22 protein-coding genes are annotated in these 26,977 nt (G+C 72.2%); 6 read left to right on the top strand and 16 right to left on the bottom strand.

The features are described from left to right. Nucleotides 1-32: 32 nt before the first annotated feature. Together ABZX11_RS37810 and ABZX11_RS37805 are read left to right on the top strand one after the other, a co-directional pair. Entirely contained in the window at nucleotides 33-1,307 is a 1,275-nt protein-coding gene (locus tag ABZX11_RS37810) for a hypothetical protein (protein WP_176169555.1), read from the top strand. Then, nucleotides 1,304-1,963 carry a hypothetical protein gene (locus ABZX11_RS37805; protein ID WP_354922579.1) on the top strand — a complete coding sequence of 220 codons (660 nt, stop codon included), beginning with the start codon at nucleotides 1,304-1,306 and terminating at the stop codon, nucleotides 1,961-1,963. The genes ABZX11_RS37810 and ABZX11_RS37805 overlap by 4 nt, the downstream gene beginning before the upstream one ends. A 61-nt stretch (nucleotides 1,964-2,024) precedes the next feature. Here the strand turns inward: ABZX11_RS37805 and ABZX11_RS37800 are convergent, their stop codons facing one another. Then, complete coding sequence (locus ABZX11_RS37800) at nucleotides 2,025-3,476, bottom strand: non-reducing end alpha-L-arabinofuranosidase family hydrolase (protein ID WP_176169553.1); 1,452 nt, start codon at nucleotides 3,474-3,476, stop codon at nucleotides 2,025-2,027. A 606-nt stretch (nucleotides 3,477-4,082) separates the two neighbouring features. Here ABZX11_RS37800 and ABZX11_RS37795 point away from each other — a divergent pair. The 4 genes from ABZX11_RS37795 to ABZX11_RS37780 all read left to right on the top strand — a co-directional run bounded on the left by ABZX11_RS37795 (nucleotide 4,083) and on the right by ABZX11_RS37780 (nucleotide 8,326). Continuing rightward, the gene (locus ABZX11_RS37795; protein WP_354922575.1) at nucleotides 4,083-5,777 is read left to right on the top strand and encodes an enoyl-CoA hydratase-related protein; all 1,695 of its coding nucleotides are present in this window, start codon (nucleotides 4,083-4,085) and stop codon (nucleotides 5,775-5,777) included. A 486-nt stretch (nucleotides 5,778-6,263) separates the two neighbouring features. Further along, a complete protein-coding gene (locus tag ABZX11_RS37790; RefSeq protein ID WP_176169552.1) occupies nucleotides 6,264-6,941 on the top strand; it encodes a sensor histidine kinase in 678 nt (225 codons plus the stop codon). 3 nt (nucleotides 6,942-6,944) lie between these two features. Further along, nucleotides 6,945-7,595, top strand: coding sequence for a response regulator transcription factor (locus ABZX11_RS37785; RefSeq protein WP_354922571.1), 651 nt, complete (start codon nucleotides 6,945-6,947; stop codon nucleotides 7,593-7,595). A 104-nt stretch (nucleotides 7,596-7,699) separates the two neighbouring features. Then, nucleotides 7,700-8,326, top strand: coding sequence for a response regulator transcription factor (locus ABZX11_RS37780; protein WP_176169550.1), 627 nt, complete (start codon nucleotides 7,700-7,702; stop codon nucleotides 8,324-8,326). A gap of 9 nt (nucleotides 8,327-8,335) precedes the next feature. On the opposite strand, the gene ABZX11_RS37775 is transcribed toward ABZX11_RS37780, so the two are convergent. The 15 genes from ABZX11_RS37775 to ABZX11_RS37705 all read right to left on the bottom strand — a co-directional run bounded on the left by ABZX11_RS37775 (nucleotide 8,336) and on the right by ABZX11_RS37705 (nucleotide 26,863). After that, entirely contained in the window at nucleotides 8,336-9,664 is a 1,329-nt protein-coding gene (locus ABZX11_RS37775) for a hypothetical protein (protein ID WP_354922568.1), read from the bottom strand. 99 nt (nucleotides 9,665-9,763) lie between these two features. After that, entirely contained in the window at nucleotides 9,764-13,783 is a 4,020-nt protein-coding gene (locus tag ABZX11_RS37770; RefSeq protein ID WP_354922565.1) for a VWA domain-containing protein, read from the bottom strand. A gap of 47 nt (nucleotides 13,784-13,830) precedes the next feature. Further along, nucleotides 13,831-14,808 (bottom strand): zinc ribbon domain-containing protein, encoded by a 978-nt coding sequence (locus tag ABZX11_RS37765; RefSeq protein WP_176169547.1) that lies wholly within the window; start codon nucleotides 14,806-14,808, stop codon nucleotides 13,831-13,833. A 3-nt stretch (nucleotides 14,809-14,811) separates the two neighbouring features. Further along, on the bottom strand, nucleotides 14,812-15,351 hold the full coding sequence (locus ABZX11_RS37760) for a phage tail protein (RefSeq protein ID WP_354922562.1): 540 nt from the start codon (nucleotides 15,349-15,351) through the stop codon (nucleotides 14,812-14,814). Between the two features lie 151 nt (nucleotides 15,352-15,502). After that, on the bottom strand, nucleotides 15,503-17,464 hold the full coding sequence (locus ABZX11_RS37755) for a putative baseplate assembly protein (protein WP_354922559.1): 1,962 nt from the start codon (nucleotides 17,462-17,464) through the stop codon (nucleotides 15,503-15,505). Continuing rightward, the gene (locus tag ABZX11_RS37750) at nucleotides 17,464-17,889 is read right to left on the bottom strand and encodes a GPW/gp25 family protein (protein WP_176169544.1); all 426 of its coding nucleotides are present in this window, start codon (nucleotides 17,887-17,889) and stop codon (nucleotides 17,464-17,466) included. Before ABZX11_RS37750 ends, ABZX11_RS37755 begins: the two co-directional genes overlap by 1 nt. A gap of 1 nt (nucleotide 17,890) precedes the next feature. Then, nucleotides 17,891-18,172 carry a PAAR domain-containing protein gene (locus ABZX11_RS37745; protein WP_176169543.1) on the bottom strand — a complete coding sequence of 94 codons (282 nt, stop codon included), beginning with the start codon at nucleotides 18,170-18,172 and terminating at the stop codon, nucleotides 17,891-17,893. Nucleotides 18,173-18,185: 13 nt separating this feature from the next. After that, nucleotides 18,186-20,009 carry a VgrG-related protein gene (locus tag ABZX11_RS37740; RefSeq protein WP_176169542.1) on the bottom strand — a complete coding sequence of 608 codons (1,824 nt, stop codon included), beginning with the start codon at nucleotides 20,007-20,009 and terminating at the stop codon, nucleotides 18,186-18,188. After that, nucleotides 20,002-20,769 carry a LysM peptidoglycan-binding domain-containing protein gene (locus ABZX11_RS37735; RefSeq protein ID WP_354922554.1) on the bottom strand — a complete coding sequence of 256 codons (768 nt, stop codon included), beginning with the start codon at nucleotides 20,767-20,769 and terminating at the stop codon, nucleotides 20,002-20,004. Before ABZX11_RS37735 ends, ABZX11_RS37740 begins: the two co-directional genes overlap by 8 nt. 5 nt (nucleotides 20,770-20,774) lie before the next feature. Continuing rightward, nucleotides 20,775-21,221, bottom strand: a complete 447-nt coding sequence (locus tag ABZX11_RS37730; protein WP_003098522.1) for a phage tail protein — start codon at nucleotides 21,219-21,221, stop codon at nucleotides 20,775-20,777. Between the two features lie 14 nt (nucleotides 21,222-21,235). After that, nucleotides 21,236-24,112 (bottom strand): hypothetical protein, encoded by a 2,877-nt coding sequence (locus ABZX11_RS37725; RefSeq protein WP_354922550.1) that lies wholly within the window; start codon nucleotides 24,110-24,112, stop codon nucleotides 21,236-21,238. A 108-nt stretch (nucleotides 24,113-24,220) separates the two neighbouring features. Beyond that, a complete protein-coding gene (locus tag ABZX11_RS37720; protein WP_003098516.1) occupies nucleotides 24,221-24,379 on the bottom strand; it encodes a DUF6760 family protein in 159 nt (52 codons plus the stop codon). Next, the gene (locus ABZX11_RS37715) at nucleotides 24,376-24,846 is read right to left on the bottom strand and encodes a hypothetical protein (protein WP_354922547.1); all 471 of its coding nucleotides are present in this window, start codon (nucleotides 24,844-24,846) and stop codon (nucleotides 24,376-24,378) included. Before ABZX11_RS37715 ends, ABZX11_RS37720 begins: the two co-directional genes overlap by 4 nt. A 4-nt stretch (nucleotides 24,847-24,850) precedes the next feature. Continuing rightward, on the bottom strand, nucleotides 24,851-25,294 hold the full coding sequence (locus ABZX11_RS37710; protein ID WP_176169537.1) for a phage tail protein: 444 nt from the start codon (nucleotides 25,292-25,294) through the stop codon (nucleotides 24,851-24,853). A 15-nt stretch (nucleotides 25,295-25,309) separates the two neighbouring features. Next, nucleotides 25,310-26,863, bottom strand: coding sequence for a phage tail sheath subtilisin-like domain-containing protein (locus ABZX11_RS37705; RefSeq protein ID WP_354922544.1), 1,554 nt, complete (start codon nucleotides 26,861-26,863; stop codon nucleotides 25,310-25,312). Nucleotides 26,864-26,977: the final 114 nt, after the last annotated feature.

The raw sequence follows: 26,977 nt of genomic DNA, 5'->3' as shown, positions 1-26,977 counted from the left end.
CGACTCCGATTCGGAGAAGGAAGGGGAAAACCGTGAGCCTCGTGCTGCTCGTCCTCGCGTTGACACTCGTGGTCGTGCTCTGGCGCGTCCGCCGGCGCCGCCGCGCGCGCCACACCTCCGCGGTCCTGTCCGGACCGCCCGGCGGGGTGCCGACGTTCCGGATCGTCACCCTCGGGCTCCAGGGCTCCGGCAAAACCCTGCTGCTGACCGGCATCTACCGCCGGCTGCAGACCCCGGGCGACCGCGGCTTCTACCTGCGCGTACCCCACGAACAACTGATCGAACTGAACCGCTGGTACCGCAAAGCCGCCGACGTCGACGAAGAGTGGCCACGCGGCACGACCCGCGGCGAACTGCGCGAATTCGAATTCAGCGTCATGGCCGACGTCGGCGGCGCCACCGAACCGGTCGTCAAACTCGGCTACCTCGAATACCCCGGCGAACTGCTGACCGACCCCGACGCACCCGGCTCGACCGCACAAGCAACCCTGCTGCAGGCCATCGCCGGCGCCGACGCGCTCGTCGGCATCATCGACGGCTTCCGCCTCCTGCAAGCCGAACAAGGCGACCAACGCGGCACACTGATGCTCGAAGCCTCCCTCGACGCCATGATCAACGCCATGCTGCCGGTCCGCAGCCCGATCGTCTTCGTCATCACCAAGTGGGACCTGCTCGACCACCTGCACCCCGACGAAAACGAACGGCTCCGGATCGTCCGCGACCGCCTGCTGGCCACCCCCGGCTTCGCCGACCTCGTCCACGTGCACAGCACCCGGCGGATCGTGCGGCTGATCCCGGTGACCGCCGTCGGCCACGACTTCGCCGTCTACTCCGGCGGCACCGTCCGCAAGAAGCCCGGCGGCCGGTTCACCCCCGCCAACGTCGAAGCCCCCCTGTCCGTCGTGGTACCGGACATCCTCCGCCAGACCGAACTCGCCCTCGACCGCGCCACCCGCGCCGAACTGCTCGCCGCCGCGCAACGGCGCATGCGGATGGGCCCCGCCGAAGCACTCCGGACCCTCGGCAGCCACTTCACCGCCCACGCCGCCCGCGCCCTCGCCTCCGCCGTCGGCGCCGGCGTCATCGCCGAATCCGGCCTCATGCTCCTGCTCGACACCCTGCACCCGCACGACGACCCGGCCGAGCACGGCGCCCGGATGGCCCGCCTCGGCGAAGCCGACCGCCTGGCCGAGGACTACGTCCAAGCCCGGCGGCGCGTGGTCGGCGAACTGCAACGACAGGTCGCCGTCCTCGAAGCGAAACTGCCCGTCTCCCGCCTCGGCGGCGACCACCGGGGCACCTGGTGACCGGCCGCGCCTGGCCGTTCCTCATCGCCCGCGGACGGCGACGCGGCTACTCGGCCCTGCTCATCCCCGGCTTCCTCCGCGAACACGGCTTCCTCGAAGCCACCGCGACCCCGCTGGACGACCTGCCCACCCGGACCGCGGCCACCCCGTACGGCACACTCGTCTGGACCGAACACCCCCTCACCGAGGCGGAAGCCCACGGCGAACCACGCGACGAATACGGCCGCCCGCTGGTACTGCTGCACGGACTCCTCAGCCCCGACGGCGACCCCGTGACCACCGGCCCCGCCCTCGCCCGGACCGAAGCGACCGCGCTCACGGTGTACCAGCGGTTCCTCGCCGACGAAGAAAGCTTCCGCGCCGAACGTTCGGAACCGTTCCCGATCGACGTCGCCGAGGTCATCCGCCCACCGGTCACCCCACCACCACCACCGGCCCGGCACGGCCTGGCCTGGGCCACCGCCGGCGTGCTCGTCGCCGCGGGCGCGGTGGCGGCCGTGGCCTGGTTCACCTCGGGCAGCGACACCCCGCCCCCGCCGCCTAAGTGCGGCCCCGACGTCACCACCCCGACGACCGCCCCGCCGTCCCCGGCCGCGACCTGCCTGCGCGACGGCGCCACCGTGACGTACTCACCCCCGCCGTCCGGACGCCACTGAAAACGAGGGGCCCCGGCGTGACAGCCGGGGCCCCTCGTCTCACTGGCCGTGCTTCAGGCGGTCAACGCCGCAGCGTCAACAGGCCCGGCCGCCACGGCAGGCGGTTGTAGTCGCCACCCGCGCTCGGGTCCTTGCCCTGGTAGAGCAACTGCAGGTTGCACGGGTCGATCGTCTTCGTCTGGTCCGGGTTCGTCCGCACCAGGTCACCGTGACTGATGTCGTTCGTCCAGGTCGCCCCGCTGTTGGCCTTGCCGGCGAACGGGTTGCTCTCACTGGCCGCCTGCGGCGTCCACGAACCACTCAGGCTGCTGGCGGTGAACGACCGGAAGTACCGGCCACCCGACCCCATCGCCTCGACGATCATCAGGTACTGGTTCTGCCCCTGGACCTTGTACACCTCGACCGCTTCGAACAGGTTCGCCTGCGTGTCGCTCATGACCGTGGTGTAGTTCGAACCGAAGCTGCCCGGGAAGTTCCCGATCGGCATGCTCGCCCGGTAGATCTTGCCGTTGTCACCGGCGAAGAACAGGTACATGTTCGAGCCGTCGGCGATCAGCGTCTGGTCGATCGGACCGGTCCCCGAACCGGAGATGCTGCCGGTGAACAGCGGCTGCGGCGCGGACCAGCCGTTCGGGTTGGTCGGGTCGCTCGAGGTGCGGTAGATGAACGGCCACTGACCCCACTGGTAGGCCAGCACCCAGATGTTCTTCGGCGCGAAGTAGAACAGCGTCGGGGCGACCGTGCCGGAGTTCGCCCCGTTCTGACCCGCCGAAGCCATGTCCGACCAGTTGGTGAAGGGGCTGAACGCCATCGAGCCGTAGGAACCCGACGAGTTCACGGTGGACCCGTAGACCAGGTGCTGGCCGTTGTAGACCACGTTCGTGAAGTCCTTCAGCGAAAGCCACCCGTTCTTCGGCTGCGCCAGCGCACCCGAGGACGTCCACCGGTACGACGACGGCAGCGTGCAGCCGGTGCCGGTCGGCGTGGTGGTCGTCGTCGTGGTCGACGGCGAGCCGGACAGGCCCGTCCACTGCTGGTTGGTCCCGCCGTGGCAGGTCCACATCGCCACCGCGGTGCCGTTCGCCGTCGCGGCCCCGGTGACGTCCAGGCAGAGCCCGGACTGCACCCCGACCACCGAACCGTCGGCGTTCAGCCGCCACTGCTGGTTGGCACCGCCGTGACAGGTCCAGATCTGCACCCGCGTGCCGGCGGTCGTCCCCGAACCGGCCACGTCCAGGCACTTGGTGCCGAAGACGGTCAGCTGCCCGCTCGCGGTCGAGGTCCACTGCTGGCCCGCACCGCCCGAGCAGTCGTAGATCTGCACCGCGGCACCGTCGGTCTGGCTGGCGTTCTGGACGTCGAGGCACCGACCCGAACCGACACCGCGCAGGGCCCCGGTCGTGTCGGCCTGTGCGGCACCGGCCCCGTACAACGCGGTCACCGCCACCGTCGCCGCGGCGGCCAGCACGGCCATCAGGTGCCGGCTCCTGCGGCTGAGATTTCTTTTCTTCATGACGATCTTCTCCCGGTCAGCTACCCGCCGTTGGACGGCCAGATCGGTATGCGCACGAGCACGACTGTTATCGCTAACATTCGTCGCGCAAGCCTGGACTTCGAGCGGCGCCATTGTCAATCCGCGAACACCACCGCGCGCACGGCCGAAGCCGGACGAAGGCGCTTTGCCTCCTCAACGCGCTGCGGAGCGTCCACACAGGACGCGCGCGCCGTGAAAGTTACATGGTCACACGGCTTCGAAAGTTTCGTAATGCCTGCTCACACCCCCGGCGGGGCCGCTGCGGCAGCATCACCGGCCGACCCCCTCGTCCTGGCGGTTTTGATGCTCGTCGCGTCCCGATTTTTCAAGATCGTCGACCGCGGTATAGGACGTTATACACTTTGTGGGTATGACCGGAGGAATATCTCGGGAAAGCCGCGGGGCATGTTTTTCCCGGACGCCGCTTCCGCCCGAATTCACTGACAGGCAAGGATCTTCGGCCGGGACAGCCCGGTTGGCGGAATGCGCCTACCCTGTTGGCCGCGTCAGTTCCGGCCCCGTTTCGGGTACCGTCGACCGGTCGTTCGCCGCCTGTTGTCCGGTACCCGATCGAGCGGAGGCCCGTTGAAGATCCTGCTGTTGTGCTCGGCGTTCAACGGACTCAGCCAGCGGGCCTGGCTCGCCCTGCGCGATCGCGGTCACCGCGTGTCGGTCCGGATCGTGCGCGATTCCCGGGAGATCGCCGAGGCCGCGGCCGCCGCGGATCCGGAGCTGATCCTCTGCCCGTTCCTGCGGCAGCGGGTGCCCGACGAGGTCTGGCGGCGCCACCGCACGATCATCATCCACCCCGGCCCCGAAGGGGACCGTGGCCCGTCGGCGCTCGACTGGGCGATCATGGACGCCGAACCCACCTGGGGCGTCACCGCCCTGCAGGCGACCGGGGACCTCGACGGCGGCCCTGTCTGGGGCACGCGGGTGTTCCGGATGCCGTCCGATCCGCCGCGCAAGAGCACCCTCTACAACACCCAGGTGTCCGATGCGGCGATGAGCCTGATCGGCGAGGTCGTGACCAAGGCCGGAGACCCCGCCTTCGCGCCGCGGCGCCAGAGTGCCGGTGCGGGCGTCGAACGCCCGCTGGTCCGGCAGGCCGACCGGGCGTTCTCCTGGGATGAGCCGACCGCCCGGATCCTGCGTCGCATCCGGGCCGCGGACGGCCGTCCCGGCGTGCACACCGAGCTGGCCGGGGTCCCGGTGGCGGTGTTCGACGCCCATCCCGGGGAGGCCGGTCCCGGCGAGCCCGGCACCATCGCGGCCCGCGGCCAGGGTGCCGTGCTGGTCCGCACCGGCGACGGCGCGCTGTGGATCGGGCAGGCGCGGCGGCTGGCTCCCGAAGCGCCGGGCACGACGGTCAAGCTGCCTGCGGTGCTCGCTCTCGGCGAAAGCGTCCCCGAGGTGCCCGTGGCCGCCGTCCCGCCGAGCCTCCGCGAGATCCGCTACCGGCGGCTGGGCCGGGTGGGGTGGGTGCAGTTCGCGTTCCACAACGGCGCGATGTCCACCCGCCAGTGCCGTCGGCTGGCCGCGGCGGTGCGCCACGCCGCGGCGCAGGACACCAGCGTCCTGGTCCTGGCCGGCGGCGAGGTGTTCTCCAACGGGATCCACCTGGGTGTCATCGACGCCCACCCGAACCCCGCGGCGGAGGCCTGGCGGAACATCACCGCGATCGACGACCTGTGCCGGGAGATCATCGACTGCACCGGCCAGCTGGTGGTCTCCGCGCTCGCCGGGGACGCGGGCGCGGGTGGCGTCATGCCCGCCCTCGGCGCCGACGAGGTGATCGCCAGGGACGGTGTCCTGCTCAACCCGCACTACCGCAAGATGGGGCTGTACGGCTCGGAGTACTGGACCTACGTGCTGCCGCGCCGGGCCGGCCAGGAGCAGGCCCACCGGCTGACCACCGACTGCGAGCCGATCACCGCGGCCGGAGCGGCCGGGCTCGGGCTGGTCGACCACCTGGCAGGCGGCGACCGCGCGGAGTTCGCCGCGGCCGTGCTCGACCACGCCACCGAGCTGGCCGCCGGCGGGCGAGCGGACGCCCTGGTCCGCCGCAAACAGGCGGCGCGCGAGGCCGACGAGCAACGGCGGCCGCTGGAGACCTACCGGGTCCGGGAGCTCGCCGAGATGAGCCAGGACATCTTCGACGACCGGCACGGGTTCGCGGGCGCCAGGCGGGCCTTCCTCACCGGCCGGGCCGCCGGCCCGGCGCCGGAGCCGCCACTCCTGCCGTCGCCGCGGCTGCCGCGGATGACTTCGGTCGGCTGAGCAGGCGGCGACGGCACCGCGCCGGACGGCACCGAGTGCACTCCCCCGGTCCCAGCTCGAAACGCCCCGAGAGCCACACATTTCGATCGGAAGAACGAAACCAGAATCGGCGCAACCGTTGTTCGGCCGGTTGCCGCCGCCGTTCTGCTCCATCCGCCGTGCGACTTCCCGAAAGTGCAGCGTCTCGGGTTTGTCGAATTTCCACCGGGTCACCGGCCAGTTCATGAATCGTTTTTGACGGCCGGAACCCGCTGCGCCGAACGGATCATCACCTCGACCTGCGCCGTTACGAGCGTTTCCGCTTCGGGACCATACCGTGACCTTCCGGGGTCCTCCGGACTGAAACACGCGGGCGTTATGCGGCGATTAGTACAGCGGGTGACCATCTCGCTACGGGAAACGGAGCAGGGGGCTGGGCCACCCGCACGAGAGCTGGTTCCCCCGGTTCGCGAGGGGGCCGGACCATTTCTGGCGGACGGGGAGAAGATGCGCCGGACATTCGTCGTCGCCGACTTCGGTCGTCCCGCGGGCTACGAAGACCGGCTGAAACGGGTGCTCCACGATTTGCACGACGGGCTCGGGCCGACACTCACCGCCGCCGTTCTCGGGCTGCGTGCCGCCCGGGACCTGATCGCGCGGGACCGCGCGGGCACCGAGCACCTGCTGGCCCGGCTCGAAGAGGAGCTCTACGGCGCGATCACCGACCTGCGGCGGATCGTCGCCGACGCGCGGCCCCCCGCCCTCGACGAAGCCGGGCTGGTGGTGGCCGTGCGCCGGTACGCCGCGACGCTCACCGCGCGGGTGCCCGCCGAACACGGCCCGCTGAGCGTGGCCGTCGAGGTCCGCGGCGACCTGCCGCCGCTGTCGGCGGAGGTCGAGGTGACCGCCTACCGGATCATCCGCGAGGCGCTGGTGAACGTCGCCCGCCACTCCGGGGCCCGCGAGTGCACCGTGCACCTGTGGCCGCGGGACGGCGACCTGCACGTGGAGATCGTCGACGACGGCGTGGGCACCGACGGCGAGGCCCTGCCCGCGGTCGGCGGCACCGGGCTGCGATCGATGCGGGAACGCGCCGGCGACCTCGGCGGCGGCTGCCGGGTCGAGCCGGTCTCCTCCGGCGGCACGCGGATCGCCGCGTGGCTGCCGATCGCCGCGGGGAAGTGAAGCGTGTTCGGAGCCCTGCGCGTCCTCGTCGTCGACGACCACCCCGTCTTCCGCTCGGCGCTCTGCGCGATGCTCGACGCCACCGACGGGATGGAGGTCGCCGGCGAGGCGGCCGACGGCCTGACCGCGGTCGCCGACGCGGCCCGGCTGGAACCCGACGTCATCCTGATGGACCTGAACCTGCCGGACCTCGACGGGGTCGAAGCGACCCGGCGGATCGTGAGCGCCAGTCCGCACACCGGCGTGCTGATGCTGACCATGTTCGAGAACGAGGCCGCGGTGTTCGCCGCCATGCGCGCGGGCGCCCGCGGCTACCTGCTCAAGGGCGCGCGCAACGAGCAGATCATCCGCGCGGTCCGGGTCATCGGTGACGGCGAGGCCATCTTCAGCCCGGCCATCGCCACCCGGGTGCTGTCGCTGCTGGGGACGGCGACCCCGCGCGACGAGTCGTTCCCGCGGCTCACCCTGCGCGAAAAGGAGATCCTGCGGCTGGTGGCGCTGGGCATGGGCAACGCGTCGATCGCCGAGGAACTGGTGCTGAGCCAGAAGACCGTGCGCAACCACGTGTCCCACATCTTCCGCAAGCTCCGCGTCACCGACCGCTCCCAGGCCATCGCGAAGGCCCGGGAGGCCGGCATTGCCCGATCGGAGTAAGGAAAGCGGGACAGGTCGGGACTCCATGTCCCTGTTCGGCGAGCGCCCGCACCACGATCCTGGGGGTTGAGCGATCCGATGTCGTTCGAGGGAGGGCTTTCACGATGATCACCGACCAGGTTCCGGTGCTGCTGCACGCCACCGACACCATCACCCACGCGGGCGTCACGGCCGCGCTGCGGTCACGCCCCGAGATCCGCTTCGCCGACGAGGGCTCCGACGAGCCCGCCGTGGTGCTGGTCATCGTGGAGCGGCTGAACACCGAGGCCCGGCAGCTGCTGCGCAGCCTCCAGTGCGCCGGTCACGCCGGCGTCGTCCTGGTCGCCGGGGAGGTGGAGGATTCGGAGCTGCTCGACGTCGTCGGCAACGGGGTGTCGGCGATCATCCGCCGGGCCGACGCCACCCCGGACACCCTGGTGCGGCTGGTCAAGGCCGCGGCCGCCGGCGAAGGCGCGCTGCCGCCGGACCTGCTGGGCCGCCTGCTGTCGCGGGTGTCCCGGCTGCAGCGGGACGTGCTCCACCCGAACGGGTGGGACCTGGCCGGGATGTCCCAGCGGGAGACCCGGGTGCTGCGGCTGGTCGCCGACGGGTTCGAGACCAAGGAGATCGCCGACCAGCTGAGCTACTCGGAGCGGACGGTGAAGTCGATCCTGCACGACATCACCAACCGCTTCCAGCTCCGCAACCGCGCCCACGCGGTGGCGTTCGCCATGCGCGAAGGGCTGATCTAGCACGACCGCCTACTCGACCCGGCCGGAGAAGGACACCGACGGGGTGCAGTGGCCCCGGTCGGCCGGGTTCTGGCAGCTGACCGCGAGCACGATCTTCTCCCCCGGCTGGAACCGCCAGGCCTGCAGCCAGTGGTGGTCCAGGTCGCGGAAGTTCGACAGCCCGACCTCCAGCAGGACCGTCTTGGTGCCGCCGGAATCCCGCAGCAGCCGCAGGGTTCCGGTGTCACCACGCGGGTTCTGCAGGATCAGGTCGGTGATCACCAGCGTCTTGCCCGCGTCCGGCAGTGTGTAGGGGAACTCGGCGAACCGGTTGACGTTCGAGTCGATCTTCGCGTCCGCGGCCACCCGGAAGTCCGTCGGCGTCCCGTCGGCGGCAGCGTTCGAGACGCGGGTCGGGGGCGTGCCACCGGGACCGGTGCCCGGCGGTGCCGGGTTGTCGCCCGGCGGGGTCAGGCCGACGGCCTTCATCGCCTGCTCGGAGTTCTGCTTGGCCTGGTCGGCGTTCTTCTTCGCCTGGTCCGCGCCGGCCCCGGCGTCCTGCGCGGCCTTCACGATCTCCTGGTTCTGCTCCTGCGCGGCCTCGCGGGCGGCCGACTTCACCGCCGGCCGCAGCACGGTGAACCACAGGGTCAGCAGGGCGAGCAGGGCGACGAGCAGCGCGATGAGCGCCGGCAGCAGCCACTTCGGCAGCAGCTGCCGCTGCACCATGGTGCCTTCGGTCTTGAGCGGCTCGGCGCCGTCGGCGGTGACGAACACCTGGAAGCGGTGCCGGACGGACGGCCCGCGCAGGAAGCGCTTCCGCGGCTTGGCCCGCATCCGGACGAACGCGGCGGTGCCCGGCGCCAGGTCGGCGCGCTCGCGCTCGAGCCGGAAGTCCAGCTCGTCCTCGGGGTCCAGCGGGCTGAGCTCGACCGACACCGGCCGGTTGCCGCGGTTGTCCACGGCGACCTCGAAGTCGGCCTTGGAGCTGCCCTCGACCTTGGCCGGCACGATCTCGGCGGTCATCTCGGTGAAGGCGCCGAGCTGGACGGTGCCCTCCTCGACGACCGAGCCGGCCGGGTCCTCGCTGGAGAACACCCGGACGCCGAACGGGATCGTCCCGGCGGGAACGTCGGAGGACCGCGGCGGCGCGAACCGCACGGTGACCGTCCCGGTCTCCCCTGGCATGAGGTTGACCGTCGCCGGTTCCGCGGTGGCCCAGCCACTCGCGTCGCCGACGACGTCGATCGCGAACTGGTCGACGACCTGCCCGGCGTTCCGGACGGTCACCGTGCAGCTCGTCTCCTGGCCGGGTTCCGCGACCAGGCCGGCCTCGGACAGCGTCGCCGTTGCTCCCATGCGCGAAGTCTCCCTTTCGTGTCACCGGTCCGGCACCAGCGGACGGGTGTGCGGCCGTACGTCCCTGGTTGCCCGTACGGGCAACCGGCCCGGAGCCGATCAGCCGCGGGTGATGAACGGGGGTTGTTCGGTGCGCAGCACCACGAGGATCTGGTTCGACTGCACCGTCCCGAACCTCGGCCCGCTCACCGGCGTCACCGCCACCGTGCGCGGCCCGATCAGGTCGTGGTGGAAGAGCAGGAACTGCGCTTCGAACTTCCCGTCGACGCCCACGGTGGCCAGGCCCGGGTCCGGCGAGATGCCTGCCGACCAGGCCAGCCGGACGGTGGCGCCCGGCGGGAAGTCCGTCCCCGTCACCCGCGGGACGGATCCCAGCGGGCCGACGCCCGGGTCCACGGTGACCACCGGCCGGCGGATCACCACCCGCCCGCTCGCCGTGTTGTCGCGGGAATCGGTGTCCGGCCCGCTCGTGCTGACCGTGCCCGACACCGGTGCGTCGGCCGCGGCCCCGGCCGCCAGCGAGATCCGGACCTCGACGGTCTGGCCGGGCGCGAGCGTCCCGAGCGCGCAGCTGCCGCCGTCGGGCGTGCAGCCCGTGGCCACCGAGGTCGCGGGCAGCTGCGGCGGCAGCTGGGTGACCAGGCGGACGTTCGGCATCGGCGCCCCGGAACCGTTGTGCACCAGGAAGGTCAGCACGACGTCGTCGCCGCCGACGAACAGCGGGACGGCCGACACCGCCAGCCCCACCGACAGCGATCCCGGCGTGACCGGGGGCAGCGGCTTCTCGGCGACGGTGACCACCGCCGTGGCGGAGTTGTCCCGCGCGTCGGCGTCCGGGCCCGCGGTGGTCACGGTGCCGGTCGCGGCCTGCGGCCCGGACACCGCGCCGGTGGCGCTGAACCGCACCCGCGCGCTCGCACCCGGCGCGAGCGTGCCGAAGGCGCAGACGAGGTCCGGCGTGCAGGTGCCCGCGGTGGTGATCGGCGCCTGCGGGCGCAACCCGGGGGTCAGCCGGACGAACAGCCCGACGCCGGGCGACGCGGCGACGCCGTGGTTGGTGACCACGAATTCGAAGGTCGTCAGCCCGTCGAACGGGATGGCGGGCGGGACGGCGGTGGCGGTCACCCCGAGGTCGGCGACCCGCTGGAACGCCGGCTGCGAAGCACCGCCCGGCCCGGCGATCAGGACCGCCGTCGGGCCTCCGGCCGCCGGCACGGTCAGGATGCCCGGCCGGGACTCCGACGGCGTGCTGTCGAAGGCGACCAGCGTGCCGTCCGGCGACCAGGCCGGGTCGTCCACGGTTCCGGCGTCCGGCACCAGCACGCGCGCGGCTCCGCCGTCGGCGGGGGCGACGCAGAGCTGACGGCGGTCGTTGTGGAACACGAGCACGGTGCCGTCCGGCGAGACGTCCGCCGAGCCTTGGCGCCCGGTGCCGCACGGCGTCCCGAACGACGGCGAGAGGTTCCGCTGGGTCCCGGCGGTGACGCTGTCCGGTCCCGAGGTCAGGGCCACCTGCCAGAGCTCCTGCCGGAACCCCCCGCCCGGGTCGACGGAGATGACGGCGGTCTCGGTGGCGGTGCCGTTGCGCCCGGTCGCCGTGCACGTCACGGTGGTGGCGCCGACCGGGAAGAGGCTGCCGGACGAAGGGGTGCAGAACGGCGTGAGCACCGTTTCGCGGTCGGCGTCGATCGCGGTCGCCGGGTACTCGACGACCGTCGGCGCGGTGCCGGTGACGGTCTTGTCGTGCACGGTGATCAGCGGCAGCCGCGGATCCTTCACCCGGACGGTGACGTCCTCGGTGTAGCCGGGCCGGACGGTGTTCTCGCCGTCGATCCGGAACTCCACGCGGCAGTGCAGGACGGCGCCGAGGGGCGCGGTCGGCGCGACGGCGGCGATTTCGGTGAAGTTCGCGTTCGTGCCGCCCGGCACCTGCTGCGTCCCTTCGGGGTCGAAGGTCAGCGTCAGCCCCGGGTCGCAGAACGGCACCGGCAGCACCTTCACCTTCAGGTCACCGATCTTTTCGGCGATCACGGCGCTGATGTTTCCCGGGTCGGTGCTGGCGATGACCCCGTCGGTCCCGTCGACCACCTGGGTCGCCTGGTGCGCCGGGTCGCTGTCGAGGCCACCGCCACCGCCCGCGGCCGACACCGCGACCACCCGGATGCCTTGCGCCTTCAGGTGCGCGATCGCCTGGGCGAGCGTCACGCCCTGGTCGGGGTGCTGGGGAACGCCGCTGGGGTCGTGGCTCGGCGCGTCGCCGACCAGCACGACGATCTTGCTGCTGTCCGGCCGGAAGGTGACGGCGCCCGTGGCGACCCGGTCGAGGGCGTAGATCCAGTCCTCCGGGGTGTCCCCGCCACCGAACGGCGTGATCCTGGTGAAGGCGGCCTTGACGTCGTCCTGGTTCTTCGTGAGGTCCTGCTGCACCTGGAAGAGGCGGCCGTGCGGGTTGTTCGCGTCGACGACGTCGTCGCGGTCGCCGAACGCCACGGCGGCGTACTGGGCTTCCGGCTGCGCCGCGGTGATGGTGCCCATCACCTGGGTCAGGTTGGTCTGCATGTCCTTCAGGGCGGTCCCCATCGAGCTGGTCTGGTCCATCAGCAGCACGATGTCGGGCCGGGCGGGCACCTTGTCCGTCGGCACGGTCTTGCGGATCGACGCCGACGAGCCCTGCCCGACCGGGATGTCGACCACCCCGGGGTCCACTCTGGACGGAGGGGGCGGCGCGATCCGCGCGGCCGCGCGGGTCAGCGTGACCTTCGTGCCGTCGGCGGACCACACCGGCTGCGAGTCGCTGCCGGACAGGTACGGCGGCAGCGGGATCTCGCCGAGGACCTTCCCGTCCGCGACGCGGGCGATCCGCACGGTGTCGATCGGGGTTTCACTCCGGATTTCGGTGTTGGTGAAGGCGATCATCGTGCCGTCCGGGGACCAGGCCGGGTGCTGCTCGCGCTTGATCCGGTCGACCCGGCCGGTCAGCTCGCGGGGCGCGCTGCCGTCGGCGTTCGCCACGACGACCGCGGTCGCCACCGCATCGCCGGGGCCGGCCTGGGTGTAGGCCAGCTGCGTTCCGTCGGCGGAGAAGGCCGGGTCGAACTCGTCGGCGCCGGGGCGGTTGGTGAGGTCGCGGCGGTCGCCGCCGGTGGCGTCCGCGCTCCAGATGTCCGTGCTGCCGCCGGAGCGCAGTTCGGTGAACACCGGACGGCCGTCGGCGCGGAACGTCGGCTCGGTCTCGCCGGTGCCGGACAGCGCCGAGATGACCGAGACCTTGCCGCCCTGGACCTGCTTGACGTCGCCGAGCGGGTCCTGCGCGCGGGTCGTGAAGGCCAGCCGGGTGCCGTCGGGCGACCACGCCGGCTCCGCCGAATCACCGGGGTCGGGGACGGCGCGGGTGACCGCCCCGCCGGTTTCGGCCACCAGCGCCACGTCGCCCGCCGGGTGGAAGCGGGTGGTGGTGAACGCGATCCGCGCGGGTCCCCACGCGGGCTGGGTGTCGGCGGCCGGGTCGGCGGTCAGGCGGGTGGGCGTCCCGCCGGCGGCCGGCACGGTGTAGATGTCCCCGGCCGGGTCGTCGCGGGTGCTGCTGAACGCCAGCCGGGTGCCGTCGGGCGACCAGCTCGGCGAGTCGTCGCTCGCCGGGCCGGACGTCACCTGGCGCAGGCCGCGGCCGTCCACGCCGATCACGAAGAGCTTCCGGCTGCCGGTGCGTTCGGAGGCGAACGCGACCGTGCGGCCGTCCGGCGACAGCGCCGGGTGGAGGTCGGCGGCGTCGTCGTCGGTCAGCCGCACGGCCGCCGAGGTCCCGTCGCGGAGGTAGAACAGCTCGCCGTCGCGTTCGGCGCTGCCGGCGGCGGCGCGGTGGCTCACCCACACGATCCCGCCGGTTCCCGCCGACGCGTCGGAGTCGACGCCGCCGGCCCCGCCGGGGAGCGCGGGTTCGGCGCCTTCGCCGGTCGCCTGGTAGAGGCCGGTGGTGGCCGCGCTGACGTACCCGACGCGGTACGGCGCGGCCGCCGGGGCCGGCGCCTGGGCCTCGGTCGGCGCGAGCGCGCCGCTGATCGCCCAGCCGGCGAGCACCGCGACGACCGCGGTCCCCGCCACCGCTCGGTTCGCGCGCATGGTCGGTCCTCCCCAAGGTGACTTCGGTGGCTCGGCTTTCCGGCGGCTCAGCCGGCCTCGAACAGCTCGATCTCGGAGATCGCGACGTCCGTGCCGTCGAGCGAGCGGTACAGCCCGGTGACGTGCAGCTCGACGCTCGTGGCGCCTTCGCTGTGCTCGATCGGGACTTCCTGGGGGTCCGGCGTGTCGGCCAGCGCCATGTCGTAGGTCTTGCCGGTGGAGAAGACCAGGTGCAGCTTCTGCGGCCGGTGCGCGGCCGGGAAGTTCGCCGCGTCGCCGGAGTACACGATCGCCTTCCGCAGGTCCGCCGGGTGGTCGAAGGTGAACACCAGCACCTGTTCCCGGTCGCCGGGCGCGGCCCAGAACGTGTTCTTGGCGTTGTCGGTGACCAGCGGGGCCGAGTGCCCGTTCGTCTGCGCGGTCGCGGTCACCTTGATCGGGTGGACCGGGTTGAGCTTGGCCTCGAAGATGCCGGTCACCTGGCTCCACAACCCGACCGCGGCGGTGTTGATGGCGCTGCGGAACGGCTGGTAGAGCGCGTAGATCAGGGCCGAGAAGATGAGCGCGACGGCGACGGCCCGGCGGATCACCTTGCCGACGGTCCGGCGCGCGGCCCCGGCCCGGCCGGTCCGGCGCCGGACGCCGTCCTTGCCCGGCCGCGCCCCGGCCTTGTGTTCCTTCGGCTTGCGGCCGAACAGCCGCCGCCACCACGACGTCTTGACGACCTGGGACTCGGCCAGCGACGCCCCGCAGCGGCTGCAGAAGTTGCGGGTCGGGGCGTTGCCCTTGCCGCACCGGCCGCAGATCAGGTCGCCCGGGTTGAGGACCTGCTCCTCGACGGTCTGCTGCACCGGCTGCCGGACCGGGGCGATCGGCTCGGCGGGCTGCACGACCTGCTGCTGGACCACCGGTGGCGACTTCACGGCCACCGGGCCGTCGTCGTCCCACTTCAGGTAGCGGCCGCACTCGCCGCAGAACTCGACGTCGGCGGGCCCCTGGTGCCCGCACTCCGCGTAGATGACCATCCGCTAGCCCTCCAGCACTTCCACCGTGACCCGCACGTGGGCGGGCACCGCATCCACGACCGTCGCGGTCAGCCGCCGCACGTCGACCCGCGCCGGGTCGGGCACCCGCACCCGCACCTGCACCCACGCCGGCCCGGGATCGGGCAGCGGCGCACCGGGCTGCGGGTCGGCGACGACCCCGCCGCTGTCGGTCACCTCGACCGCGCCGCCGGTCAGCAGCCGCACGTGGTCGGTGAGGCCGCGCCGGGTGCCGCGCCACCGGTGCAGCTCGACCGAGCGCGTCACCAGCTGCCGCAGCTGCTCCGGGCTCCAGCTCTCGTCCACCCGCAGCGCGACCCAGTGGGCGAGCCAGCCGAGGAAGTCGGCCGGGGCCACGCCGGGGTCGAGGTAGCCCGCGAAGTTGTCCAAAGTGGAGATGACCGGCGCGAGGACCTCGTCGAGCGCACCGGTGAAGCCCTGCACGAACCGGTCCTCGGCGTACACCGCGGGCAGCTGCTCGCCGATCGGGTGCGGGCTGGTCAGCCCCGGGATGCCGGTCCTCATGCGCCCGCCCCCGGCCATCCGGCCGCCGCGACCGGCCCACCGGCCCCGCGAGCGCCGCGGAGACCGGAACCGCCCTCCTCGACCCGGCACCGGAGAGAACCGCTCGGCCGCCCACCGAACCCGTGCCGCCGCGATCCGCCTGTCCCCGTGCTCATGCGCCCGCCTCCCGGACCCGGACCTGGTGCCCGAACGAGAACGCCAGCGCGTTCGGCGGCAGGTCCAGCCGGTCGACCTGCTCGCCGCGTTCGCGCGTGATCGGGTTCGCCGCGAACAGGCGCACGTCCTCGACCAGCTCGACGCCCGGAAGCCGCTGCAGCACCGCGAACACCTCGCCCGACTGCACCGGGCGGCCGAAGGGCCAGCCGTCGCCGTCCGGGCCGCCGCTGATCGGGTTGAAGTAGTCGTACAGGGCCTGGGTGGCCCGCGCGCCCAGCGTGCCCGCCGTCGTCCGGCGGCGGGCACGCAGCCGCGCGACCACCGTGACCCCCTGGTAGAACGGCGGTTCCACCGACACGAGCGCGCCCACGCACCGCCGTTCGCCGAGGTGGCGCTCGATCCGGCCGCGCATGCCCGGCTCGAGCATCAGGGTCGCGAAGGCCAGCTCGCCGGTGTCGGGGACGGCCGGCACGACGAGGACCCGGATCGCGCCGGTCTCGCGGCCGTCGGCGCCGTGCGCCGGGATGCACCGCACCCGGGCCGCTTCCGGTGCCGCTTCGCGGGCGAGCTGCTCGTAGTCCTCGGCGGTGACCGCGCGGTCGCGGGTGCGCAGCAGCAGCGGGCCGCGGACCGCCGCGTCCCGGACCGACTCGCCGTCCACCCCGCCGATCGCCGGGCGCCGGTTCACCACGCTGCTGACGAACGGGACCGGGTCCCGCTGCACCTCGAGGATCTCGCGGGCGACGTTGCCGCGCCGCCCGCCGCCCGAGCGGTACTCCGGCACCCGGATCGCCGCGGACTTCGCCGGGACCGCCCCGTAGTGGCGCAGGCCGCCTTCGGGCTGGCGGACCGCGGGCCCGAATTCGACCTGCCCGCCGACCCGGTCGAGCACGACGTGCCGGTCGTCCGGGCCGGAGTCGGCGAAGGAACGGACCTCGGTCCACGGCTGCCAGCCGTCCGGGCCCGAGACCTCGACGACCAGCTCGCCCTCCCCCACCACCACCGGGGGCCTGCCGAGCGGGAACCGCTGGCCGGGCGTGCCGTCGGAGGTCCCGACGACCTCGTTGCGAATGATCTCCGCGTGCACCGCGGCGGCCGTGCCGCCGATGGTCGAGGCTTCGACCGCGTGCAGCCGCGGCGAGCGCTGGTAGAACGGCTGGTGCTGCTTGGCCTCGACGAGCCGGCACCGCAGCCAGCCTGCCCGCTGCCGCGCGAGCACCGACATGGTGTGCCCGTCCGGGACGTGCACCACGATGTCACCGGCCCGGTTGAACGCGCCGGTGCTGTCCCGGTCGACCTCGCACGCCGCCCACCCGGTGCCGTCCCACGCCTCCCACAGCCACGGCGGGTCGTGCGGGTCGACGCCCTGGCCCTCGACCTCGCAGTCGATCCGCAGCAGCACCGCGCAGCCGGGCACCGCGTCCGACAGTCCGAAGAGGACCGCGTCGCCGGGGGCCGGGGTCTCGGTGAAGGCCGCCGGGCCGCCGCCGACGAGGAGCTCGTCGGTGCGGTCGACCGGCGGCACGCCGGCTTCGGCGGTGGCGGTCGCCAGGTGCGCGAGCGAGCACGGCACGATGTTCAGCGTGCGCTCCACGGTGAACACCACCGGGTCCTCGACCTCGTTGCGCACGCTGGCCACCTGCTTGCCCGCCGCGACGACCACCGGGACGTCCCGGGCCGCCGAGAGCCAGAACGTGACGTCGGCCCGTGCCGCGGCGGGCGGGAACAGCCGCACCCCGATCAGGTCGAGGAAGCGCAGGTAGTGCAGGTCGGGCACCCGGTTGAGCCGGTAGAGCAGCTGGTCGACCATCTGCGCGAACGTCTCGATGAGCGTGACGCCGGGGTCGGAGACGTTGTGGTCGGTCCACTCCGGACAGTTGCGCTGCACCAGGTACTTGGCTTCGTCGACCAGGTCCTGGAACCGGCGGTCGTCGAGGTTGGGCATCGGCAGGGTCATCACGCACCGTCCATGGGGGAATCGAGCGCTGCGGACTCGTGCGGCGGGATCACGTAGAACGGGAAGACGAGGTTGCGCGGGTCGTTGGTGCCGCGCAGGCGGTAGCGGATGTCGATCAGCAGGGTGCCCCGGTCGGCCTCGTCGAAGCTGACGACGACGTCGTCGAGGGTGATCCGCGGCTCCCAGCGCTCCAGCGAGACCCGGACCTCGTAGGCGATCTGCCCGGCGGTGGCCGCGTCGGCGGGCGCGAACACCAGGTCGTGCACCGCGCAGCCGAACTCCGGGCGCATCGGGCGTTCGCCCGGCGAGGTCGCCAGGATGAGCCGGATGCTTTCGACGACCTCGCGCTCGCCTCCCACCAGCGCGATCGAGCCGGTCGCGTCGGTGTGCAGCGGGAAGGCGAGTCCCCGGCCGAGGAAATCCACGTCAACCTCCGATCAGGACGGTCGGGCAGCCCATGACGATCGGCGCGCCGCAGGCGGCCATGTCGCCCATCCGGGCCGCGGGCATGCCGCCGATGAGCACGGTCGGGCAGCCGGGCGGCGCGATCGGCGACGGCGGGTGCACCGCGGGCGGCGGGAACGAGCACGTGTGCAGCGTCCCGACGTTGGCGGCGGGCATCCCGCCGATCAGCACCGTCGGCACGCCGGGCCCGGCGATGACGCCCGGGTGCCCGGTCGGGTCGCCGACCCTCGCGGCTGGTGGCATGCGCACTCCCCCGTCAGTTGATCTTGACCACGCTGCCGCGCACGGTGACGACACCGCTTGCGGTCAGCTCCGTCTGGCCCTGGCCGGCGACCGACACGGTGGCGCCTTCGAGCTTCGCGCCCGCGGTGCCGTTCAGCTTCAGCTGCGCGCCCGCCTCGACGCTGGCGTCGGTCTGGGACTTCACCGTCACCTTCTGGCCCTTGAGCTCCAGCGGCCCGGTGCCGGCGTCGATGCTCACGCCGTTCTGCGCCTTGACCGTGACGCTCTTGCCGCTGGTCACCTCGATGACCTGGTTCTTCTGGTCGATCTTGACCACGAACTTCGCGTCACCGGAGGACAGGATGATCCCGTCGTCCTCGGCGAACTCGAGCTTGTGGCCCTTGCGCGAGACGAACCCGCGCAGCGCGACCTCCCCGCTGTTGCCGTCGACGACGGGTTTGGTGAACTTCGACGGCGCGGTGTCCTTGGTGTTGTAGAGGCCGCCGAGGACGTAGGGCGCTTCGAAGTCGCCGTGCTCGAAGCCGACCAGGACCTCGTCGCCGACCTCGGGCAGCACCAGCGCGCCGCGGTCCTTGCCGGCGCCCGGCTGGACCGTGCGCGCCCAGGTGCTGGTGAACTCCTTGTCCAGCCACGGGAAGGTGAGCTTGACGCGGCCGAGCTTCGCCGGGTCCTTGAGGTCGGTGACCTGCGCGGGCACCACCCCCGGCCACGCCGAGGTCTTCGCCCCGCCCGCGACCAGGCCGTAGAGCGAGCGTTCCTGGCGGCCGGACACGGCGAATTCGGTGGTGTAGCCGACCTCGTCGTTGAACAGGTGCCGCGTGCTGGTCAGGGTGTACTTGCCCGAGAAGGGCTGGCCGACGCCGGTGAGCGTGACGGCGGTGCCGGCACGCAGCTTGGGGTTGCCCTTGGCGACGCCGTCGAGTTCGGTGCAGGCACTGCCGAACCGCTCGGCCAGGGCCTTCGCGGTCGCGTCCGCCTCGCCCTGGCTGCGCCGCGGCGCGGCGGCGTCGAGGAAGGGCGGGCTCGCGAACTTGCCCGCCAGCGCCACCGGGTCCACCGACGGCACGTCCGTGCCGGCGTTCTTCGGGGTGGCGGTGGCGGTGATCGGCAGCTTGTTCTCGTAGTCCCAGCCGTTGACCCGCACCTCCGGGACCTGCTCGGCCGCGGTGACGCTGGCGCGCAGGCTGAGCAGCGTCCCGTGCGCCTCGAGGACGAGCGGGTCGGCGGTGGCCTTGGTGCTGGTCGATGGCGCGCCGGAGGGCTTCTCGGGGAGTTCGAAGTTCAGCTTCCCGTCGCGGACGGCGATCTGCGCACCGACCGCGTCGGCCAGCCGGGACAGGAACTCCCAGTCGCTGACGTTGTCCTGGGAAAGCTGGGTGTTCGGGCGGCCGCCGAAGCCCTTGACGTTGTCGATCTTCCCGACCTGGATGTTCGCCCGCTGGGCGACCTTGCGCACCACGTCCGCGACCGTCATGTTCGGGTACGCCGCCACCCGGCGGCCGCGGAACAGCCGGTGCGCGTGGTCGTACCCGCGGACCTCGGTGAACGTGCCGTGGGCGTCCAGGTCGATCGCGACCGCGGTGACCTCGCCGGAGAGCAGGTCCTGCGGGGCTTCCGGGTCCGACGTCTGGACCTTGAGCTTGATCTTGGCGCCGACCTTGAACTTCCCCTTGTCGAGCACGACGGTGCCGGGGTCGCGGAACCGCAGCACGAAGGTGTCGGGCAGGTTCCGGCTGTCGTCGACGTAGGCGTAGCCGAGCATCACCTTGACGTCGTCGGGCAGCGCGGTGCCCTCGACCTCGACCATGAGGGTGTTCGTGAAGGTCTCGTTAGCCATCGAGCTCCTCCAGCGCGGGCACCAGGAGCCGGGTGCCGGGCCGCAGCCGCATCGGGTCGTCGATGTCGTTGGCGTCGGCGATGTCGCGCCACCGCCCGGCGTCGCCGTAGGCGCGGAACGCCACCGAGGGCAGCGTGTCCCCGGCGACGAGCACGTGCGTGTCCCGCGCCGCGAGCGCGCCGGACGTCGGGTTCTGGCCGCCCAGCTCGCCGGAGATCTCCTCGAGGTTGACCGTGCAGACCGCGCGCACCGGCGTCCCCGACGGCGTGAAGAGCGTGTACTTGGCGGTGACGCTGGAGACGTAGGCGGGGAAGCCGGTCATGCCACCCCACTTGAAGATCACCCACGGCGGCGAGGGCTTCTTGTGCTGGCGGCTGTCCTCGGTGGCCACGCAGCAGGTGAACAGCTGCTCGACCTTCTTGACGACGGCGTCGTCCATCTTGTCGGTGGCGTCGAGGAACATCTCGAGTGCGAGCTTGGCCGGATCGGACCCCTTGAACTGCGGCGGCGCGCTCTTCTTGGCGTTGGGCTGCGCGTCGCGGCCCCACTTGGCGTTCTTGCTGACCGAGAGTTCCTTGGGGTTGAACTGGAACTTGATGTCGAACATCTTCTCCCCGGGCGGCTGCCCGGTCCCGCCCGACTGCGGCGGCTTCCGGACTTCCAGCAGCGCCCGCTGCAGGTTGCTGGGCGCCGGCGCCCCGGACCCGTAGGCGGCGGGTGGTTGCGAGCCGGCCGAGGTGAAGGTGACGGGCGAGGACATCGGGATCAGCCCTTCTTCGCCGGGCTGAGGAAGCCGTGGTGGGCCAGTTCGAGGGTTTCGGTGGCGACCTTCGGCGAGTCGGGCGAGAGCTGCGGCCCGCTCCACCGCACCGGGACGACGCCTTCGAGCGCCCAGCTGGCGATCACCTTGCCTTCGAGGGTGCGGGCCTCGATGGTGGCGGTCTTGCGCTCGATCCCGCTCGCCAGGCTGGCGAACCACTTGGTGATCTGCGAGCTGGCCTCGGTGACGGGCCGCGAGAGCTTGATGTTCGAGTACTTGATCCGGGTCGGCAGCTGCCAGACCATGCCGTTGTTGCCGCCCTCTTCCCGCTGTTCCATGACGAATTCGCAGCCGAGGCCGTCACAGCTGGAGAACGCGCCGAGGTTGCCGAGGTTCTTGTCGTCCAGCTTGACGACGTAGCACACGGCAACGGCCTCTTCGGTGTCCGGCATCGGCGGTTCCTCCTTCAGTGCGGGCGATCGGTGAGCGCACCCCGGCGCTCACGATCGAGGCGGAGTTCGGTCTTGAGGCGGCGCAGGAGCGGGTCGAAGAGCTTTTTGACGAGCTCTTCGGTCTCCACGGGTGGCGGTTGGGGTTGTTGCGGTACTGGTGCCGGTGCCGGATCGCGCTGGACGACCTGGGTGAAGGTGGGGGCCTGTTCTTCGGTCCTCGCGACCGGGAGCGCTTCGACGGGTTCACTGCGGAGCGGCGGGGTTTCGGGTGTTCGAGCGAGGGGGAAGCTGCCGTGGGGCGCTGGTGTCGTGGCCGGGGCATCGGCCAGCCGGAGCACGGGAAGCAGCACTTCCTGTGCGGGGCTTCCGGTCGCCGAAGACGGCTCGGCCACCCGTGACACCGGCAACGGCGCCTTGTGGGCCGTCGACGGCAGCGGAAGATCGGTGGTACCCACTGCTGGCTGCGACGGCTCCTCGACCGACCGCAAGACCGTCAGCGAGGGGCCTTGGGCCGCGGAGGGCGCCCAGGCCTCAGCCGCCCGCGAAACCGAAAGCGAGTCCGCCTTTGCGGAGGGCGCCTGAGTCCCAACCGGTCCCAGGACGGGCAGCGACGGTTGCGCGGCCACGTGGCGCACGGAATCCTCGACCAGCCGCGCGACCGGCAGCGATGGCTGCTCCCCCACCTGGTGCACGGACTCTTCGACCAGCCGCGCGACCGGCAGCGGCGGCTGCCCCGACACCTGGCGAGCGGGATCCTCGACCAGGGCCAGGACAGGCAGCGGCGGTTGCTCCCCCACCTGGCGCACGGGATCCTCAGTCAGCGGCGCGACTGGCAGCCGTGGCTGCTCCGCCACGTGGCGGACGGGATCCTCGGCCAGGCGCGCGACCGTTAGCGGCGGCTGCTCCGCCACGTGGCGCACGGGATCTTCAGCCAGCCGCGCGACCGTTGGCGAGGACTCCTGCGCCTGCCCTGCCTGTTGCGCTGCCGGGTATGGCGGGGTCTCGGCCACTCGCGAAACCGGCAACGACTCCGGCATCACGGGGCGTACCTCGGCCTCCGGCCCACGCGAAGCCGGAAGCGATGGCTGCTCGGCCGCCCGCGAGACCGGGAGCGATGCCCCCTGTCCCCCTGGGTGCCTCTCACCGTCGGCGATCCGCAAGACCGGCAGTGAAGCCTCCTGCACCGCGGGGCCTGCCTCAACTTCGGCCGGCTGCGAGACCGGCGATGAGGAGCCCTGCACCGTCGGGCGCACCGCCGGCGAGACCGAAAGTGATGGCTCCTGCGCCGCCGAGCGGTCCCCTCCATCAGCCAACCGCGAAACCGGCAGCGATGGCACCTGCCCCTCGGCCGCCGCGGAGGGTGCCCGGGTCTCGACCGCCTCCAAGACCGGCAGCGATGCTTGCCCCGCCGCGGGGCGCACGGGATCCTCAGCCACCCGCGAGACCGAAATCGACTCCTCCGCCCCGGAGATCACCCGGGTGTCGACCGCGCCCGAAACCGGCTGCGAGGGCCCCTCCGCCTCGGCCGCCCGCAAGACCGGCAGCGCGACCTCACCCTCCACCGCTCGCGAGATCGGCAGCGAAGGCTGCTGCCCTCCCGTTGCCCGCAAGACCGGCAGCGACGGCTCCGAAGAGGGCACCTGCCCCTCGACCGCCCGGGAAACCGGCAGCGACGGCGCCCCGGCCTCAGCCGCTCGCGAGACTGACATCGCCGGCTCCTGCGCTGCAGGGCCCGCCTCACCGTCCGCCGCCCGCGAGACCGACAGCAAGGGCTCCTCCACCGCCCGCGAAACCGGCAGCGGCGGCGCCGCAGTGTGCCCCGGTGCCTCGGCCGCCCGCAGGACCGGCAGCGACGGCACCGCGACCTCACCCTCCACCGCTCGCGAAACAGCCAGCGATGGCGTCGCTGGGCGCAGCTCAGCCTCCGTCGCCCGCGATACCGGTAGCGATGGCGTCGCGGGGCGCGGCTCACCCTCCGCCGCCCGCGAAACAGCCAGCGATGGCGTCGCCGGGCGCGACCCACCCTCCGCCGCCCGCGAAACAGGTAGCGATGGCCCCGTGGAGCGCAGCTCAGCCTCCGTCGCCCGCGATACCGGCAGCGATGGCCCCGGGGCGCGCACCTCACCCTCCGCCGCCCGAGAAACCGGTAGCGATGGCTCCGCGGGCCGCGACTCGGCCTCGGCCGCCCGCGAAACCGGCAGCGAGGCTTCCTCCACGTCCACCCGGGACACCAGCGGCTCCCCGGCCGTCGACGCGACCGGCAACGGCTCGGAAACGCTCGTCGAGCCGCCCGGTGTCCCGGGCGGCTCCGTGGTCTGCGCAGGTTCGAGCGGGCGGAAACTGTTCAGCGGCGGCGATCCGGTCGTCCGCGACACCGGTGCGTCACCCTCCGCCGCACGTGACACCGGCAGCATCGGCGCACCGAGCCCGAGCCGCCGGGGCGCCGCCTGCTCGGTCCGCTGCACCAAGGGCAGCTCGGGCCGCGGCGGGTCGACCGAGGCCGGGGCCGGTTCAGGCAGCGGCGCCGGGGTGTCCACAGAGGACGCAGAGGGCGCAGGGGACGCGATCGCCTGCAGCGTCCGCACCGAAGGCGTCACCGACGACGTCACCAGCGGCCCGGCCGGCAGCGGGCCCGCCGGAACCACCGGCAGCACCAGCGGCAGCGCCTCCGGCTCCGGCTCCGGGGAGCGCGTCTCCGGCGCCGGAGCCGAGCGGCTCCCGGCCGCGGGGCGCAGCAGTTCGCCGATGGTGCCCGCGGGCTCCGCCGGGCCGATGCGGTGGCCGAGCGGCTCGAGGTAGGCCGGGCTCTGCCACGACGTCAACGTCGAGCTGAACCGCTGCACCGGGTTGACCAGTGGGTGCTCGGCCAGCACCCGCTGGATCGGCGCCACCGTCCGCCACTCCCCCCGCGTCACCGGCAACGCAACCGGCTCAGGCGAAGGCGCAGGCGCAGGCGCAGGCGGCGCGCCCGTCTCCTTCCTGCGGAACCACATCGTGCGTCACCGTCCCTGGCTCATCCGGGTGTTGATCCGGGCGATCTCGGCGACGTAGGTCAACCGGTCGGGGTGTTCGAGGTCGAGGATGTCGTCGAGCGACCAGTGCAGGTGGTAGGCGACGTACGCGACTTCCTCGTGCAGCCGGTCGGCCGCGTACGTCACGATTCCCCCAGGCGGCCACCGGCGACGTCGACGACGAAGCTGTGGCCGCACTCCGGGCAGGCGACCCCCGCCCGGGTGTGGCCCTCGCTGTTGACCCGGCGGTACATGTCCTGCAGGAACGCCAGGTCGGAGGCGAACAGGTTCTCGATGATCCCCGCGTGCACGTCGGTGATGTCGCCGATCCGGGTGATCACCCGGCCCAGCAGCACCACCGTCAGGAACGCCGGGTTCTCGCGCACCCGGTCGTCCCGCAGCGGGATCAGCTCGTCGCGGGCGGTGGCCAGGCGCATCACGCCGGAGTGGTGCACCTTGCCCTCGTCGTCGACGTACCCGCGCGGGAGCTCGAACGCGAACTCCGTCCGCAGCTTCGGCCGCTCGGTCGGCGAACCCAGCGAACCCGGAGTACCCGGCGAGCCAGGCGAAACGGGGGCCTCCTCGACCGGCGCCGAGGCCATCACCCTGCGCATCGGCTCACTCGACTTCCATCTGCTCGTAGGTGATGACGAGCTTCTCGGTGAGCACGCTCGTGTCGCCGGCCTTCAGCGAGCCGATCTCCAGGCTCTTCGGCCAGGCGTTGGTGAGCTTGTAGCGCTTGAGCGCGGTGCCCTCGTAGTCGTAGACGATGATGGCGCCGCCCTTGCGGGCCGTGGCCATCTTGCCGAAGTGGGCGTCCTTGACCCACTTCTCGAAGCTGTTGTCGTCGGTGAGGCCGCGGGTCAGCGTGACCTCGCCCGCCTTGGGGCGGCCGGGCAGCTTCTTGATGACGTACTTGCCGTCGGCGGTGTTCTGCTTGAGCTCGATGACGTCCTGCTCCATCTTGAGGCCGGTGACCTCGGAGATCTGCTTGATCTGGACGCCGTCGATCTCGAGTCCGAAGGAGTGGCCGACAGCCTTGTCGAGATCGGGAAGTGCCATGTCAGAACCCCTTCATCACTCGTTGACCAGGCTGGTGCCGCCGGACATCTGGGCCAGCCGGAAGATCACGAACTCCGCCGGTTTCACCGGGGCGATGCCGACTTCGCAGATCACCTGGCCGAGGTCGATGCCTTCGGCCGGGTTGGTCTCGCGGTCGCACTTGACGAAGAACGCCTCGTCCGGCGTGAGCCCGAACAGCGCGCCCTTGCGCCACTCCATCACCAGGAACGCGCTGATCGTGCGCCGGATGCGCGCCCACAGCGCGTCGTCGTTCGGCTCGAACACGACCCACTGGGTGCCGTTGAGGATGGACTCCTCGAGGTAGTTGAACAGCCGCCGGACGTTGAGGTAGCGCCACGCGGGGTCGCTCGACAGCGTCCGCGCGCCCCAGACCCGGATGCCCTTGCCGGAGAACGACCGCACGCAGTTGACGCCGATCGGGTTGAGCAGCTCCTGCTCGGCCTTGGTCAGGTGCGTCTCGAGCGCGAGCGCGCCGCGGACGACCTCGTTGGCCGGGGCCTTGTGGACGCCGCGGGTGGCGTCGGTGCGGGCCCAGACGCCGGCCATGTGGCCGCTCGGCGGGATGTACGTGTTGGTGCCCGAGGCCGGGTCGAGGACCTGGACCCACGGGTAGTACAGCGCGGCGTACTTCGAGTCGTACCCGGCCGCGTCCATCCGCCAGCTGCGGATCTCCTGAGGGTTGAGCGCAGGCGGCGGGTCGATGATCGCCATCCGGTCGCCCATCAGCTCGCAGTGCGCGATCATCGCCAGCTGCACGGCCTTGACCGTGTCGAGGTCGATCAGGTCGCGCTGGTAGGCGGCCATCAGGTCGGGCGCCGCGACCATGGTGATCTCGTCGATCGCCTCCAGGCCGCCGAAGCCGGTCCGGTCGGCGACGTCGCCGACGTAGTCGTTCGCGGCGACCCGGCCCGGGACCGGCGGGGCCGACGGCGCCTTCGGCGGGGCCGAGAGCACCGCGGTGCCCTTGTCGGGCTTGGTGACCGCGCCGCCGGAGGCGACCTCTTCGATGGTGATGAGGTTGGACTTCTCCCGCACCGCGGTGACGACGTTCTCCTTGGTGCGCTTGGTCGTCACGTTGTGCGTCTCGACGACCTTGCCGTCCTGCTTGACCAGCACGGTGAACCGGTCTTCGGCCGGGTTCTCGCCGGTCGGGTCGGCCACCTCGACGGTGATCTCCCCGGCCGGCTTGCCCTCCGGCAGCTCCTTGGCGACGAAGCGGTAGCCGCCGAGGACGGCCTGGCGGGCGCTGATCTGCTTCGGGGCGGAGCCGTTGTCCGCGGCGCGCGAGCCGCCGATGCGGACGATGTAGCAGTTGGTGCCGCCGTTGAGGAAGTAGCCGTAGACCGACTGGGCCAGGTAGCAGCCTTCGAGGAAGTCGCCGAAGGTCTGGGTGAACTGGCCCCAGTTGGAGACCAGCGTGGGGGTGTTGAAGGGACCGTCCGCCGCGAAACCGACGAAGGCGGCGACGGCGGTGCCCACGCCCTCGATCGGCCGTGCGCCCGCCTCGATCTCCTCGACGTACACCCCCGGCGTGAGATAGGTGGGCATGCGTGCCTCCCTTGTCGACGCACAAGTCTTGTCTTCGGTGATGTTGCTGCCCGGGGGTTTCCCCGCGGAACGACCGTGCGGCTAGGCCCGCGGGAACCGATCTCTGCCCTTAAA

The organism is Amycolatopsis sp. NPDC004169 (assembly GCF_040610315.1).
GTDB lineage: Bacteria > Actinomycetota > Actinomycetes > Mycobacteriales > Pseudonocardiaceae > Amycolatopsis.
This window is presented reverse-complemented; position numbering and strand designations above follow the sequence as displayed.